The 13,709-nt window shown below is 56.9% G+C and carries 14 protein-coding genes and 1 pseudogene; 14 read left to right on the top strand and 1 reads right to left on the bottom strand.

Annotated elements, in window-relative coordinates:
* Positions 1 to 599, bottom strand: a pseudogene (locus tag FS767_RS20990) (IS5 family transposase); the annotation flags it as partial.
* A gap of 316 nt (positions 600 to 915) precedes the next feature.
* Here FS767_RS20990 and FS767_RS20985 point away from each other — a divergent pair.
* The 14 genes from FS767_RS20985 (at position 916) to FS767_RS20920 (ending at position 13,608) form a co-directional block, all read left to right on the top strand.
* The gene (locus FS767_RS20985) at positions 916 to 1,917 is read left to right on the top strand and encodes an ATP-grasp domain-containing protein (RefSeq protein WP_144968018.1); all 1,002 of its coding nucleotides are present in this window, start codon (positions 916 to 918) and stop codon (positions 1,915 to 1,917) included.
* A gap of 73 nt (positions 1,918 to 1,990) precedes the next feature.
* Complete coding sequence (locus FS767_RS20980) at positions 1,991 to 3,130, top strand: trypsin-like peptidase domain-containing protein (protein ID WP_144968016.1); 1,140 nt, start codon at positions 1,991 to 1,993, stop codon at positions 3,128 to 3,130.
* A 68-nt stretch (positions 3,131 to 3,198) separates the two neighbouring features.
* Positions 3,199 to 4,335 carry a phosphoribosyltransferase domain-containing protein gene (locus tag FS767_RS20975; protein WP_144968014.1) on the top strand — a complete coding sequence of 379 codons (1,137 nt, stop codon included), beginning with the start codon at positions 3,199 to 3,201 and terminating at the stop codon, positions 4,333 to 4,335.
* Positions 4,325 to 5,083, top strand: coding sequence for a trehalose phosphatase (locus tag FS767_RS20970; protein WP_144968012.1), 759 nt, complete (start codon positions 4,325 to 4,327; stop codon positions 5,081 to 5,083). Before FS767_RS20975 ends, FS767_RS20970 begins: the two co-directional genes overlap by 11 nt.
* Positions 5,076 to 6,167, top strand: a complete 1,092-nt coding sequence (locus FS767_RS20965; RefSeq protein ID WP_144968010.1) for a cysteine protease StiP domain-containing protein — start codon at positions 5,076 to 5,078, stop codon at positions 6,165 to 6,167. The genes FS767_RS20970 and FS767_RS20965 overlap by 8 nt, the downstream gene beginning before the upstream one ends.
* Entirely contained in the window at positions 6,167 to 7,114 is a 948-nt protein-coding gene (locus FS767_RS20960; protein ID WP_144968008.1) for an HpcH/HpaI aldolase/citrate lyase family protein, read from the top strand. The genes FS767_RS20965 and FS767_RS20960 overlap by 1 nt, the downstream gene beginning before the upstream one ends.
* Positions 7,111 to 7,866: an HAD-IB family hydrolase gene (locus FS767_RS20955; RefSeq protein WP_144968007.1), complete on the top strand. Its 756-nt coding sequence runs from the start codon at positions 7,111 to 7,113 to the stop codon at positions 7,864 to 7,866. The genes FS767_RS20960 and FS767_RS20955 overlap by 4 nt, the downstream gene beginning before the upstream one ends.
* A 2-nt stretch (positions 7,867 to 7,868) precedes the next feature.
* Complete coding sequence (locus FS767_RS20950) at positions 7,869 to 8,462, top strand: TerD family protein (RefSeq protein WP_144968005.1); 594 nt, start codon at positions 7,869 to 7,871, stop codon at positions 8,460 to 8,462.
* A complete protein-coding gene (locus FS767_RS20945) occupies positions 8,459 to 9,643 on the top strand; it encodes a TerD family protein (RefSeq protein ID WP_144968003.1) in 1,185 nt (394 codons plus the stop codon). Before FS767_RS20950 ends, FS767_RS20945 begins: the two co-directional genes overlap by 4 nt.
* Before the next feature lie 47 nt (positions 9,644 to 9,690).
* Positions 9,691 to 10,140, top strand: coding sequence for a tellurite resistance TerB family protein (locus FS767_RS20940; protein ID WP_084851956.1), 450 nt, complete (start codon positions 9,691 to 9,693; stop codon positions 10,138 to 10,140).
* 11 nt (positions 10,141 to 10,151) lie between these two features.
* Positions 10,152 to 11,186, top strand: a complete 1,035-nt coding sequence (locus tag FS767_RS20935) for a TerC/Alx family metal homeostasis membrane protein (RefSeq protein ID WP_084851954.1) — start codon at positions 10,152 to 10,154, stop codon at positions 11,184 to 11,186.
* Between the two features lie 31 nt (positions 11,187 to 11,217).
* Positions 11,218 to 11,793, top strand: coding sequence for a TerD family protein (locus FS767_RS20930; protein WP_084851953.1), 576 nt, complete (start codon positions 11,218 to 11,220; stop codon positions 11,791 to 11,793).
* 68 nt (positions 11,794 to 11,861) lie between these two features.
* Positions 11,862 to 12,440 carry a TerD family protein gene (locus FS767_RS20925; RefSeq protein ID WP_144968001.1) on the top strand — a complete coding sequence of 193 codons (579 nt, stop codon included), beginning with the start codon at positions 11,862 to 11,864 and terminating at the stop codon, positions 12,438 to 12,440.
* A 118-nt stretch (positions 12,441 to 12,558) separates the two neighbouring features.
* Complete coding sequence (locus tag FS767_RS20920) at positions 12,559 to 13,608, top strand: hypothetical protein (RefSeq protein WP_144967999.1); 1,050 nt, start codon at positions 12,559 to 12,561, stop codon at positions 13,606 to 13,608.
* The last annotated feature ends 101 nt before the right edge of the window (positions 13,609 to 13,709 follow it).

Genomic DNA, 13,709 nt, shown 5'->3' with positions numbered 1-13,709 from the left:
ACGCAAGGCCTCTGCGTCATAGCCTTTATCGGCTAGCAGCCATTTGCAGCGCTTGCGAGGCCGTCCGCGTTGAGCCGAAGGAATACTGACACCCTCGAGCAGCGGCTGCGCGTAGCTGATGTCACTGGCTTGACCGCCAGAGAGGAGGAAGCGCAACGGTACGCCGTTGGCATCGCAGAGCATGTGAATCTTAGTCGTCAGGCCACCGCGGCTGCGGCCTAGAGCGTGATCGGCAGGTTCGTCAGAATCCTTTTTTTTCGAGCACCTGACGAGGCTCGAGTAGCGCGCACTGCGGTCGAGTCGATCATCCAGGTCTGCAGATCAATCAAACCTTGTTCGTTCAGCCTCAGGTGCAAGCGCTTGAGCATCCGATCGAATGCCCCGTTGATTCGCCAGTCCCGAAACCGTTGATACACAGTTGACCAGGGGCCGAAGCGCTCCGGCATGTCACGCCAGGCCGCCCCGGAGCAAAGCACCCAAAGTACGCCATCGAGCATTAGCCGGTCACTCACTCGAGGCCGGCCACGCTTGCGTGTTTCGATGAAGAGATCGGAGACCACATCCCAAGCCTCGTCCGAGATTTCGTACCGCTTCGTCATCACAGGATTCCTTTCCGTTGATGGCCGGGGACTTTACAAAATTCCTGAGGATGCGGGGCGATAACTGGGTTTCTACGGATTTCGTACAGAGCCTAAGTCACCTTCCTGACGGTAGTTCACCCTGGATTCTCGGCATCTAACCCATTCATAAATCGCAACAATTTGCGTGGTGCGTTTGTCGCTCGGCCAGAAGCCTTTTCCAGGGAGGCAGATCATAATGTCGCCCCGCTTGAAGCCGCCGGCTCAACCGTTACCATCTCGCCCAAGGTCAGGATCCTAGATCCAAATTCAATTGCACTAAATCAAGGTGGTTTCAATGATCTGGTTTCTACAGGGTCAGGCTTCTCAGCGCGACATCATTCTGGGCGCCTTGGAGGCACTCCCAGCCGGTGTTCGCGTATTCGCATCCCATGGGGGTGACCGGCCGGAGATCACCGGTTTGGCACACGGCAGCTTTAAGGAGCCTGAAGACCGCGAAGATCGCATTGACTGGGTGCTTCGCACCGCAATCGAGAACTCGATTAGGGTGGTCTTAGCTGGTCGCGTTGGGGGCGCGTATGAGAGCCGTCGTGCGGATTTTGAGCGCGCAGGCATCACGCTTGTTACCGGCGGAATGAGCAAGCGCACTTTTGAGCTGGTTGACGACAAGGCCAATTTTACAGCCGAGGCAGAACGCGCTGGATTGGCTTGCATCCCCGCTATCACGGTTGAAAACCCAGATCAGCTACTCGCTGCCTATGAAACCTTGAGTCCGACTTCAGAGGTTTGTATCAAGCCGGTTGTTGGCATCTATGGACAGGGATTCTGGCGGTTCAAGGCCGGGGTAGATCCATTCCGCTGCTTTGCGAACCCAGATGCTCGAGAAGTCGACTTCGAGACTTATTATCGCATCTACTCAGCCGGGCCAGCTCGTGAGCCGATGCTGGTGATGCCTTACCTCCCAGGGCCTGAGTGCTCCGTGGACATGGTTTGTGAGGGCGGCAAGGTAGTGGCGTATGTCGGTCGCCGGAAAGCCGGAGCGCACCAAACTTTCGAGCGAGACACGCCGGCAACCGACCTGGCTGTCGCCGCGGCTCAGCATTTCGGTTGTGACGGCATCATCAATGTCCAGACCCGCGATGGCGCCGATGGGATGCCAAGGCTTCTTGAGATCAACCCACGATATTCAGGTGGTGTTGGCTACACCCGTGAAGCTGGTGTCAACCTTGCGGGTATCTTCGCTGCGCGCCGGCTTGGCCTCCCAGAGCCACAGATTTCTTGGAAGGAGGGGGTGCGAATTCGGGCGATCACTATTGCCGTTACGGCCCCGGCTGGGTGATAGAATGGCCATCATTCTGGTACCACGTGTACCAAATCTAGATTAAAGTTTCTGTCTACTCAGGGAGCGAGACATGCTGACGCCAGGCGCCAATGTTGCACTTTCTTCACCAAAATCATCGTGGACGCTGGAGTCTTTGCAGCAGAACGCTTTTGGCTCGACCGCAGCTGTCGCGCTGATCCCTGTTGATGACAAACGATCCCCAAGGGGGGCTGCCGCGCTTTTTCACATTGAGCAGCCCGCTTGGATGCAATGGAGTGGCAGTCGTGAGCAGGTCGGCTGCTCGCTTCAGCTCGGGAGCTTGCCTGCCGGCGGTGATCGCGTTCTGCTGATCGTCTACAGATACTCCAACCTCGGGCCGGTTAGCTCTCTTGGCAACCTCAAGCTCAAGGTTGATCAAACGTTTTCCTACGACTTGGATACCAGCGCGTTTGGCGAGAGCGCGTTGATATTGGGCGAGTTCTATTCCCGCGGTGGACAATGGAAATTCCGGGCCATGGCAGAAGGCTCAGCCTATGGCCTGGCGGCGTTTGGCCGCAGGCTCGGGTTGGAGATTGACGAAGCCAACCCGGACCATCCAGAGGTCGGGAGTCTTGACTCTCGCCCTAATGGCGGTGCAACGGCCGCCACTGGCACTGGCTTTGCTGTGTCCAGCAACGTGCTGCTGACCTGCGCCCATGTCATCGAGGGGATGTCGTCGATTGAGATCAGTTCCTTCAATGGTCGGTATCGAGCAGAGCCTGTGATGGTCGACACTTCAAACGACATTGCATTGCTCCGAGTAGCTGGTGCGCCATTGACGCCCGTCCAGTTCGCCGCAACCGGCGGCTGCTCCCTGGGCGACGCAGTGACAGCGATTGGCTTCCCAATGTCGGGATTTGCTGGCGGTGGTGCACATGTCACCCAGGGCGGCGTCTCCGCCCTTTTCGGCCTGCGTAACGACTCGAGCCTGTTGCAGTTCACAGCGGCAATTCAACCCGGATCGAGTGGTAGTCCACTGTTCGACTCACGGGGGAGTGTGGTCGGCATGGTTACTTCAACCGTGCCAGATGCACAGAACATGAACTTTGCGGTCAAGTCCCATTTGCTCGCTGCCTTCTTAGAAGCATGCCATATCCACATAACAGTCAATGACTCTCATGCAGCGCAGACACCTGCCGATATAGCGAGGGGTGTTCAACCGTCGCTTTGGAAAATCGAAGCGCGAAATTAAATGCTGCATGCCATTGAAATTAAAAGTGCGCACGTTAGGTTCACTACTATCGTCCACGGAACTCCAACATGGAGCATAGTTTAGTGAATCAAGCGTCTACAAAGTTGAGCGCCACGCTGAAGCGCGGCGTGCTTGAAGTTGACGTGCATCAGGCTTCCATTTCGCCTGAATCGCTTTTTGGCTTTGCCGAGCGTCGCAATCCGAAGCGAGCATTTTTGTTTGTTTCTCGGGTGCTGGGTAAGCACATTCCCGTCAAGCCATCGGTGATGCAGCAATCCTATAAAGCCTTGGCTGCACAAATTCCCTCCGACCTGCCAGGCCCTGTACTGGTCATCGGTATGGCTGAGACAGCCGTTGGCCTGGGGGCGGGTGTTCATCGCGCCTTCAGCGAGTCACGGGCTGACACCATGTACATCGTCAGCACCCGCCACCCGGTAGGCGATCAGATCTTTGCTCGTTTTGAAGAAGAGCACAGCCATGCCAGTGCACACTTGATTCATGAGCCGTCCGAACCTCAACTCTCGGAAATGATGCGCAGCGCCAAGTCGCTGGTGCTCGTTGATGATGAGGCCTCGACCGGTCGCACGTTCATCAATCTACACCGCGCCCTCGTGGGCGCTGGGCTCAACCAGATCGAGCGCGTTGTCACCTGTGTGCTGACTGATTGGTCTGCGGGCGCTGTGTCGAGCAGCATCGGCGAAGCGGCCGCACAGGTATCTCTGCTGAGTGGCGCTTACAGCTTCACCGAAGATCCTGAAGCTCCGCTTCCTGAAATGCCGGACACCGGCACTGTGGCCGCGGGGGATTGGGCTGTAAACCCCGAAAACGACTGGGGCCGACTGGGTACCCGTGGGGTAGCAGACACCCTGGGACTCAACATCGCTGTCCAGCCGGGTGAGCGGGTCATCGTCCTCGGTACCGGTGAGTTCGTTTGGAAGCCCTTCCTGTTGGCTGAACGCCTTGAACGCGCTGGCGCCGATGTGCATTTCAGCTCGACTACCCGTTCGCCAATTGCACTTGGTCATTCGATCGGACACGCTCTGAATTTCTCGGACAACTACGGTCTTGGCATCGTCAACTTCCTCTACAACGTGGCACCCGGGCAATTCGATCGAGTGCTGATCTGCAGCGAGACGGACGCACAGGCTGTGCCAACTGCGTTGATTGAAGCTTTGAACGCGGAGGTGATCGTCGATGCCAAATAAGCGCCCACTGGCCCTGGTCGACCTGGACGATACGCTCTTCCAAACCGCTCGGAAAATGCCTGAGGGCACTTCGCGCTATCCGGCGTCCTTTGACGTTAACGGTGAAGTGAGCGGTTACCAGACCGAGATGCAGAAGCAGTTCCTTGGATGGCTCCTGACAACGACTGATGTGGTACCCGTTACTGCGCGCAGTGCCGAGGCCTTCAATCGTGTTCGCCTGGATTTCACTGGCCCTGCTATTTGCTCCCATGGCGGCCTGATTCTTAATCCCGACCGCTCCGTCAATATGGACTGGCATGGCGTGATGAATGGAATTCTCTCGGCGTTCCAGGACCGCTTGCCCGTGCTGTGTGAGACGGCGTTGCGTATTGGGGACGAGCAAGGTGTATCGCTTCGTGGCTGGGTTGTGGAAGAGGCCGGTCAGCGTCACTACGTTGTGGTCAAGCACAACAACGGTTCTGACGCTGACCTGATTCTGGTGCGCAACAAGCTGAGTGAAGCTGGCCTGATTGAAGGCATGCACACTCATTCCAACGGCAATAACCTTGCCCTGTTACCTGCAGGTCTGTCCAAGCGCGTCGCTGTTGAGTACTTCCTCAAGCAGGATCGTGAGTTGAACGGGGAGCGCCCTGTGCTCGGTTTCGGCGACAGCATCACCGATCTCGGCTACATGAACCTCTGCGATTTCTGGTCGACTCCGGCGCGGAGCCAGCTTGCCGCATTGGTGGAGGGCAGCATCCATGCTTAACCCGATCCTGACCTCGATGACTGTTGGTAGCGGTAGCTACTTGCCTGAGGATGTTCATTTCCTGTTGCAGTCAGTGAACATCGGCCTGACCGATGTGCTGGAAAAGGAGCGGCTGATCCAGTCCAAGCAAAAGCACTACTCGGAAATGATCAGCCAGGAAGATGCGCCGTCTCAGACTCACATGGAGTTGTTCGAGCGAGCGATGACTCAGAACGGCCTGCGCATGGCGGCGGACGTTCAATCCTTGGCTCTGGCCTTGGAAGAGCGCTATCAGGGTCCGACAATTGCGCTCGTTTCCTTCGTGCGCGCCGGGCTTCCGCTTGGTGTCCTGTTGCGCCGTGCATTGATTGGCCTGGGCCGGGATGCACATCACTATGGCATCAGCATCGTCCGCGATCGTGGTATCGACACTGTTGCGCTCGAATCTATCATCGCAGCGCACGGCGCTGAGAACATCGTTTTCGTCGATGGGTGGACGGGCAAAGGCGCTATCTCTGGTGAGATCAAGCGCAGCCTCGCAGGTGACAGCCGTTTCCCTGAAGACCCCAGATTGGTCGTACTGGCAGATCCATGCGGCCGAGCCTGGCTCGCAGCCTCGGCCGAAGACTGGATCATCCCATCCGGTATTCTGGGTGCGACCGTATCCGGTTTGGTTTCCCGCTCGATCTGGCCGAGTGATGGCGGGCTGCATGGTTGCGTCGTATATGACCACCTGCGAGAGCACGACGTGACCCGAGCATTCATTGATCGGATCGAAGCAGCTCGAGCTGCCGTCGAGGTAAGTCCGGCTCTGCCGTGGACACCAGATGAGGCAGAGAACCTGCAGAACGATGCACTTGGTGTCGTCAGCCGTCTTTCTGAACGATTTGGTGTGACCAATTTGAATCGCATCAAGCCAGGTATCGCCGAAGCGACTCGCGCTGTGCTGCGCCGTGTCCCAGATCAGGTACTGGTGCGGGACCGCAACGACGCAGACGTCCAACTGCTGATCCATCTGACTGACCGTGCCGGCATCCAGGTACAGGAAGCTGGTGAAGACTTGGGGCCATACCGTGCCGTTACCATCATCCGGGAGGTGAGCTAATGGACCGCATCTCCCCGTGGGCCCTGGGCGCGACGCTCTACATGCCTGCAACTCGAGCCGATATCGTCGACGTGATTTGCGCTGATAAGCAGCCTGGTCTTCGCTCGCTCGTTATCTGCCTAGAGGATGCGGTTGCCTCTACCGATGTTGAGCATGCACTGCAGTCGCTGCGGGCGATCTTGACTGCTATCGGACCACGAGCTAGCCGCTCTCCGAGAAGTCCGTTGGTTTTCGTACGTCCGCGTGATTCGAAGATGGCGGCTCTACTCAACGAGTGGTCTGAGATCACCGCAGCGCATGGGTTTGTAGTGCCGAAGTTGTCCCTTGCCACCTTGGGTGAGTGGGTCCGAGCAGTTACCAACCCCGACCTGCTGTTGATGCCCACGCTTGAAACCAGCGACGTATACAACCCTGGGGCGATGGGCGAACTGGGTTGCGCGCTTCGCTCAGAGTTAGGTGATCGAATCCTTGCTTTGCGCATTGGTGGAAACGATCTGATGAGTTGTCTCGGACTGCGCCGTAACCCGGCTACGACCTTGTATCAGACCCCAATGGGGTACGTGATTCCAATGCTGTGTGGGGTCCTAGGCGCTCAAGGTTTTGCTCTTACCGCCCCTGTTTTCGAGCAGCTCGCAACACCTCAGTTGCTCGCCGAGGAACTGGAGTTGGATATTGCCCACGGGTTGGTCGGTAAGACAGCGATTCACCCCACCCAGATTGCGCAGATCCATGACAGCTTCCGCGTACCTCTTGAGGACTACAACTGCGCCAAACTCATCGTCGATGGTTCTGCGCCTGCTGTCTTCAAACACAACGATGCGATGGTTGAACCAGCGACCCACTACAACTGGGCCATCAACATCATCGAGCGGGTGAAATGGCACGGTGTGAAACCCGCAGAAGCAGGTATAGCGGAGCCAGTTCGCTTGGCTGAGGCAGTTCGATGACCCAGGAAATGATTGAAGCTGGCCCGGCCTCCGGCCAGGTCCTGTCGGTTTTTGACTTCGACGGCACCCTGACCCGGCGAGACAGTTTCGTCCCATTCCTGCTGTTTGCGTTCGGTAAACGGAAGTTCGCCGCGCGGGTGATACGCATGCTTCCTGCATGCATTCGCTACCTCGGCAAGGGAATGAGTCGCGACGAGCTTAAAGCTGTGCTTGTCGCCACCTTCCTGACTGGTGTTGAGGAGGCTTGGGTAAAGCGGAAGGCTGCGGAATTCAGAAGGGCGTTTTGGGTACGGCTCATGCGGCCGGCCGGCGTACAATCCGTCGCGGCCGAGGTTGCTAGCGGTGCCTTGGTAACAATCTGTTCAGCTTCTCCGCGGATAGTGCTCATGCCATTCGCTCAGGAGCTGGGTATCAGCTTGATTGGGACTGAGCTTGAAGTAGTTGAAGGCAAGCTCACAGGCGCGCTTAGCGGGAGTAACTGCCGCTGCGAAGCAAAGGTACTTCGCCTGGAAGCTGTATATGGCCCGCTGGCCCAGTACAAGCTACGAGCTTGGGGTGACACCCGCGGGGATCAAGAGCTACTTGCTGCAGCGCAAGAGCCGCACTGGCGGCACTTTCACCCGCGCTGGCAGCGTGGCCGGATGAAGATTGAGAAAATTGGTGCGCGTGTGAACTCGACGGACGCGACCACAAATTCAGTTACGGGTGTCTCCTCTGGCACCCAACAGCACGATGACCAACAAGGAGCGTAACGATGGCACTTACCCTTTCGAAGAATCAGTCCATTTCTCTGGAGAAGACCGCGGGCTCGGGTCTGTCCAAGGTAACCCTGGGTCTGGGCTGGGATCCTGTGAAAGCTACTGGTCTTTTCGGCAAGATTTTTGGTGGTGGCGGTGGAGAGATCGACCTCGACGCGTCGTGCATCATGCTGGATGGCGACCTGAAGCCGGTCGACCTGGTGTGGTTCCGCCAGTTGAAATCCAAAGATGGTTCGATCCAGCATTCTGGTGACAACCGCACTGGTGAGGGTGAGGGTGATGATGAGTCGATCACCGTAAACCTGAACAACGTTCCTGCATCGGTTAAGCACCTGGTGTTTACGACTAACAGCTTCACTGGGCAGAACTTCTCTCGCATCCAAAATGCGTACTGCCGCATCGTCAATGACGGCAATAAACAGGAGTTGGCGCGTTTCAACCTCAGTGACCAGGGTGAGCACACTGGCGTGGTCATGGCCAACCTGTCGCGCGGCGCTTCTGGTTGGGAGTTCAAAGCTATCGGTAAGACTACCCATGGCCGTACTGCTGACGACTTGGTGAACCTGGCCGTTCAGGCGGTGCGCGCATGACAACCTTGGTCCCTGGTGGTAACGCACCGGTAGCGACCGGGAGCCTGCGGGTGGAGGTGGGCTATTCGCCCATTCCAGGTGCAGATATTGATGTGTCTGCATTTGCCCTGACCGCAACTGGAAAGGTCCGTGGCGACAATGACATGTGCTTCTACGGCCAGCCCAGTGTATTGGGTGGGTCGGTGCAGCTGGTTGATACGGCTGCTGGCCGCGCCGTGTTCACCATTGACCTCAGCCGGCTGGACGCAGCTATCGAAAAGGTAGCGCTGACGGCGACCATCTACGAGAACAAAGCCAGCTTCGACCGTGTACCCATGCTTGTGGTCACTGTGTCTGGCGGCATTGAGACCCAGATCCCGACTTCGGGTATGAAGGAAACCGCGCTGATTCTTGGCGAGTTCTACCGTCGCCAGGGTGCGTGGAAATTCCGATGTGTCGCTCAAGGCTTTGCCGGTGGCCTTGCACCACTGGCAACCCACTTTGGTGTCGACATTGCGGCCCCGGCCCCGACGCCAGCTCCAAGTGCTGCGCCGGCACCTGCTCCAGCGCCTACCCCAGCACCGGCCCCTGCTCCAAAGTCGACTATCAGCCTGAGTAAGGTGACCCTCGACAAGACTCGATCCTCGATCAGCCTGGAAAAGACAGCTGCTGGGTTCGGTGAAATCCGGGTGAACCTGAACTGGAACCAAGGCAAGTCTGGCGGCTTCTTCAGTCGTAGCAAGTCTATCGATCTCGACGTTGGTTGCTTGTTTGAGTTGCAGGACGGGCACAAGGGGGTGGTTCAGGCGTTGGGCAATGCCTTTGGCGACCTTGAAGACGAACCCTACATTCAACTCATGGGTGATGACCGAACTGGCTCCGTATCCGGCGGCGAGTGGATTCACATCAATGGTAAGAAGTGGAGTCAGATCAAGCGCATCCTGGTTTACGCCTTCATCTACGAAGGTGCTCCTAACTGGGGACAGACCGATGGTGTGGTGACCATCTTCATCCCTGGCCAGCCAGAGATCGAAGTGCGGTTGAACGAGGAGGGAGGGAACCTAGGATGTTGCGCCATCGCTCTCCTTGAAAACGACAACGGCGCCGTTAAGGTGTCTCGCAGGGTTGACTTCCATAGAAGCCAAGAGCCCATGGATAAGGCCTACCGCTGGGGCATGCGCTGGAGCGCAGGGTCCAAGTAATCCACCACTGGCGGGGCCTAAGGCTCCGCCATTTTTGAGGTACGAACATGCTCAGTTGGTTGAAAGCAAAAGGTGCGCAAGCACGCGAGACTCTTACTGCCGAGGTCGGCAAGCATAAGAATCGCAAGTTCATGGAAGCCACTGCCAACGGTTGCGCCATGGTAGCTGTGGCCAGCAACGGCGCAGGTCCAGAAGAAAAGCAGAAGATGATCGGCTTCATCAACAACTCTCCCGAGTTGAAGGTGTTCAGCCTGACCGACGTTCTCGCGGTCTTTAACGACGCGATGAGCAAATTCGAGTTTGACCCTCAGATCGGTCAAGCCGAGGCATTGAAGGTCATCGGCCGGATCAAAGACAACGAAGGAGCGGCACGCCTTCTCGTTCGCGTTACCTGCTCCGTCGGCGCATCCGATGGTGATTTTGATGAAAAGGAAAAGGCGGCTTGCCGTCTGATCTGCCTGGAGCTGGGCCTGTCCCCAGCTGATTTCGAACTTTAAGGTATTGACCTGTGGAAGTTACCCATATCGGTTTCCCCCCGCTGACCATGATGGTTTTCGTCGGCATCGCCGTAGGCGCTCTGCTGCTCGACATGGTCACACATCGCGGCGACAAGCCGGTCTCGCTGGCAAAAGCGTCCGTCTGGTCCGTCTTCTGGATAGCAATATCCCTCGCGTTTGCAGGGTTCTTGTACGTTCAGCACGGCCCTGAAGTCGCCAGTCTGTTCGTCACCGGCTATGCCCTTGAGAAGGTTCTCAGCGTCGACAACCTGTTCGTGTTCATGGCCATCTTTGCTTGGTTCAAAGTGCCTGATGGCCTGCGCCACCGCGTGCTCTACTGGGGCATCATCGGCGCTATCGTCTTCCGCGGTATTTTTGTTGCGATCGGTACCGGCCTTCTGGCGTTCGGCCCTTGGGTGGAAATCGTATTCGCACTGATCGTGGCCTGGACCGCCGTCATGATGCTTCGTAGCGGCGGTGATGATGAGGAGGAGGAAGACTACTCCAAGCACATTGCCTATCGATTCGCCAAGAAGCTGTTCCCGGTATGGCCAAAGCTGCACGGCAATCAGTTCTTCGTTAGCCGTAAGGTTCTCGAAGGCGAGCTGCTCAAGCCTGAGAACAAGGGCATGAGCCTGGCTGCAAAGGGTGGTCTGTTTGCAACGCCGCTCTTCCTGTGCCTGGTCGTAGCTGAAGTGTCCGATGTGCTTTTCGCCTTCGACTCCGTGCCAGCCGTAATCGCAGTAAGCCGTGAGCCCCTGATCGTGTACTCCGCTATGCTGTTCGCCATTCTGGGCCTGCGTACCATGTACTTCGTACTCGAGGCCCTGAAGCGCTACCTGGTGCACCTGGAGAAAGCTGTCATTGCGCTGCTGTTCTTCATCGCGGTAAAACTGGGCCTCAACGCCACAGACCATATGTTCCACCATGGCTTCAAGATCGATCCTAACACCAGCCTCCTCATCGTGATGGTGGTGTTGGTCATCGGCATCGTTGCAAGTGTGATCTTCCCCGAAAAGGAAGACACTCAAGCAGAATCCAACTGAATCACTCGTACCCTAACAAGGAGTTTAAGAAATGGCTTTGACCCTGCAGAAAGGCGGCAACCTGTCCCTGACCAAAACTGACCCGTCGCTGACCAAGATCATCGTCGGCCTGGGCTGGGACCCGCGTTCGACCGATGGCACCGAGTTCGACCTCGACGCCAGTGCATTCCTGCTGGCTGCCAATGGCAAGGTTCGCGGTGAAGCAGACTTCATCTTCTACAACCAGCTGAAAAGCCAAGACGGCTCGATCGAGCACACCGGCGACAACCGTACCGGCGCTGGTGACGGCGATGACGAAGTACTGAAGGTCGACCTGAGCCGCGTGCCAGCGGACATCGACAAGATCGCGTTCACCGTTACCATCCATGATGCCGATGCTCGCAAGCAGAACTTCGGTCAGGTCGGCGGTTCGTTCATCCGTATCGCCAACGACGTAACCGGTGCCGAGGTTGTTCGTTACGACCTGGCTGAAGACGCATCGACCGAAACCGCGATGATCTTCGCTGAGCTGTACCGTAACAACGGCGAGTGGAAATTCCGCGCCGTTGGCCAGGGCTACGCTGGCGGTCTGAAGGCGCTCGCCAACTCGTATGGCATGAACTTCTAATATTTGCCCCCTCGTTAGCAGCACAAGCTGCTAACGAGCAAACCACCTATTTTTAAAGGGATTAACCAATGGCTGTCTCTCTGTCCAAAGGCTCCAACGTCTCGCTGACCAAAGAAGCACCAGGCCTGTCCGAAGTAATCGTAGGCTTGGGCTGGGACCCTCGCGTGACTGACGGCACCGAGTTCGACCTCGATGCCTCGATCTTCATCACCGACGAAAACGGCAAAGTCCTGAACGACTCCAGCTTCATCTTCTACAACAACAAAACCTCGCAAGACGGTTCTGTTGAGCACCTGGGCGACAACCGTTCCGGCGCTGGTGAAGGCGACGACGAGCAGGTCAACGTCAAACTGACCCGCCTGGCTGCAGACGTCAAGAAGCTGGTCTTCGCGGTCACCATCCACGATGCAGAAGGCCGCAAGCAGAGCTTCGGTCAGGTAGGCAACGCGTACATCCGCGTCGTCAACAAGGCTGACGGTAAAGAGCTGGCGCGCTACGACCTGAGCGAAGATGCATCGACTGAAACCGCGATGATCTTCGGCGAGCTGTACCGTCACAACGACGAGTTCAAGTTCAAGGCGATCGGCCAAGGTTTTGCCGGCGGCCTGAAGCCGTTGGCTGAGTCCCATGGCGTTTCGATCGGCTAATTTGAGCCTGTTGGAAAAGCCCCTGCTCACACGGCAGGGGCTTTTTTTTGTCAGGTGGTTCGGTCTGACCACCTAGCTTTGCGCGCACACATGATGCGCATGGATTGCGGAGTTTTAAGTGATTAAGAGAATCTTAGTTTCCAGTGCTGTGGTCACCATGTTGGCCGGCTGTGGCCAGGCAGCAAATGATGCTCGATTGTCGTTTGCGCTCAATGAGCTCCGGCAGAATTGCTTGGGCAACGACACATATGATTGCCGGAGTTTGACCATTGACTTCAACCAAAAGGCCCTTGAGCTGACTGACTTCAAAAACGATGAAGCGAAAGCAAACATCACGAAGCTCTTTGGTGATGCGGGATGGTCTCTTTATAAAGATGTCGCTGACGAGTTCGTCGAAGAGGGCATGGACGCCCTCGAAGATATGCGACCGAATATTTTCGCTCGTTTATTCTTCGGTGATTCCCAACCCATGTCTCGTAAAGGCTACGTGATGACCTTCAGCCCTGAGGATATGGGGCGGGTTTTGGGCCAGATCCAAATGGAGTTCTCTGTTCGGGCTAAGAAGGCTGGTTTGAAGCCGGAGGAAGACGCCTATGCGAAGGTGCTGGAAGCCTTGAATGGTAAAGGGAGCAATACAAGCCCGGGCGAGCAGAAGGTGGAAGCCGATACTGATCCTGAGACCACTGGCAGGGGTGAACCGCAATTGAACACACTAGTTGCAACCCCAGCCTCGGTCGTGAAGGTTCACCCGACTTCTGCTGCACAGTCGTTCCCTGAATTGACTGGAGCTATCAATGCCTACGTCGCGGGGCTCGATACCGACGGCGGTGTAGAGTACCCAGAAGGTCGCCAAATCATTCAGGTTGATCTGAATGGTGACGGTGAGTTGGATGCCGCAGTGCTCTATACCATCGAAGGATCAGGCGGCTCACAGACGGCTTACCAGACGCTTTCTGCGTTCTACCATGCGCCAGAGGGTTGGCAGGCTCAAGGTGGCGATGCTGCGATCAGTGGCGCCGTTCGTGAGGCGCGCGATGTCGGCAGCCGCACCATATTCATTGACGCTCTGATTCAGGGCGATGAGGATCCACGTTGCTGCCCAACGCAGCCATACCCTCAGCGCTTCCAGTGGAGTGGTGACAAATTCGTCCAACTCCCAGGTGCTTGAACGTTCGCTCTCACAGGGGGCGTACGTCTGTCATCGTGCAATGCCGCCACTATGCGTAACCACGCGCTGATAGAGCGCCCCAGTTTGGAAATCTTGAGTCA

Origin of the sequence: Pseudomonas sp. DE0010 (assembly GCF_007680745.1) — a bacterium.
Classification (GTDB): domain Bacteria; phylum Pseudomonadota; class Gammaproteobacteria; order Pseudomonadales; family Pseudomonadaceae; genus Aquipseudomonas; species Aquipseudomonas parafulva_B.
Note: the sequence above shows the minus strand (reverse complement) of the source record. Positions and strands in the feature narration are given on the sequence as shown.

Coding starts and splice junctions, on each gene's coding strand:
- FS767_RS20985 (WP_144968018.1), top strand. CDS start 916: ATGATCTGGTTTCTACAGGGTCAGGCTTCTCAGCGCGACATCATTCTG.
- FS767_RS20980 (WP_144968016.1), top strand. CDS start 1,991: ATGCTGACGCCAGGCGCCAATGTTGCACTTTCTTCACCAAAATCATCG.
- FS767_RS20975 (WP_144968014.1), top strand. CDS start 3,199: ATGGAGCATAGTTTAGTGAATCAAGCGTCTACAAAGTTGAGCGCCACG.
- FS767_RS20970 (WP_144968012.1), top strand. CDS start 4,325: ATGCCAAATAAGCGCCCACTGGCCCTGGTCGACCTGGACGATACGCTC.
- FS767_RS20965 (WP_144968010.1), top strand. CDS start 5,076: ATGCTTAACCCGATCCTGACCTCGATGACTGTTGGTAGCGGTAGCTAC.
- FS767_RS20960 (WP_144968008.1), top strand. CDS start 6,167: ATGGACCGCATCTCCCCGTGGGCCCTGGGCGCGACGCTCTACATGCCT.
- FS767_RS20955 (WP_144968007.1), top strand. CDS start 7,111: ATGACCCAGGAAATGATTGAAGCTGGCCCGGCCTCCGGCCAGGTCCTG.
- FS767_RS20950 (WP_144968005.1), top strand. CDS start 7,869: ATGGCACTTACCCTTTCGAAGAATCAGTCCATTTCTCTGGAGAAGACC.
- FS767_RS20945 (WP_144968003.1), top strand. CDS start 8,459: ATGACAACCTTGGTCCCTGGTGGTAACGCACCGGTAGCGACCGGGAGC.
- FS767_RS20940 (WP_084851956.1), top strand. CDS start 9,691: ATGCTCAGTTGGTTGAAAGCAAAAGGTGCGCAAGCACGCGAGACTCTT.
- FS767_RS20930 (WP_084851953.1), top strand. CDS start 11,218: ATGGCTTTGACCCTGCAGAAAGGCGGCAACCTGTCCCTGACCAAAACT.
- FS767_RS20925 (WP_144968001.1), top strand. CDS start 11,862: ATGGCTGTCTCTCTGTCCAAAGGCTCCAACGTCTCGCTGACCAAAGAA.